The organism is Oleiphilus sp. HI0066 (assembly GCF_001635725.1).
Genome location: NZ_LWFH01000673.1, coordinates 1 through 774, shown reverse-complemented (window position 1 = coordinate 774; position 774 = coordinate 1). Strand labels below are relative to the sequence as shown.

Sequence of the window (774 nt, the reverse complement as noted above, 5' to 3'; positions counted from 1 at the left end):
CGACGGAACCAATGCTGAAACACAAGACTCAGCCAGTGGGTCGATGAATATGTCATTAGGTATTCGTGTTGATCCGACCACAATTATCAATACAAGTTTTGGTTTTGGTCTGACGGAAGATGCGTCTGACTTTAATTTAGGATTCTCTTTGCCGATTAACATCGGTGCGTGGACTTGGTAAGTCCACAATCGGAGTGAATGTGAGAGAGTTTACAAAACCAATCCAGCGAGCGTTTGTTGCGCTGACAACGATCATGCTCGTTTTTCCACCTCAACTGCTAGCGCAGGTTGGTAATGGCATTACGATAGATAGCCGTGCTATGTCTTTGGGTAATGCTGTTGTAGCGGATCGCGATCCCAGTATTGCAGCTGTGTATCATAATCCTGCAGGTCTAACGAACTTGAAAGACCGTCAGTTCGAAGTTGATCAGTATATTATCGGTCTCGATTTGGACGCTGCTTATATCGCCGGTGACGATTATGAGATATTTGGTCTAGAGGGCACGGGACTTAATACCTACGATCCTTCGGTTCCTAGAGATCCAGTGGTTGGGCCTGATGGCTACGGAGAAAGCCATACGAGTAAACCAGCGATTTACATTCCAGGATTTGGCCTTCAGCAATGGGTATGGAGTGGTCCCGCGCCTTTGCCGTTCCAGTTTGGTTTTTCTGTTAATGAGCCAGGCTCAAAATTTACATTCGCTGCAAAAAACTACATGCACTCTCCGTTGGGGCTTTTTAAAGACGCGGAAGACCCCGGGACATTCTTAGGTA

At 46.5% G+C, this 774-nt stretch carries 2 pseudogenes; both read left to right on the top strand.

The features are described 5' to 3' along the window. Nucleotides 1-181, top strand: a pseudogene (locus tag A3738_RS30835) (transporter); the annotation flags it as partial. Nucleotides 182-200: 19 nt separating this feature from the next. Further along, nucleotides 201-774: pseudogene (locus tag A3738_RS08560) on the top strand (hypothetical protein); the annotation flags it as partial.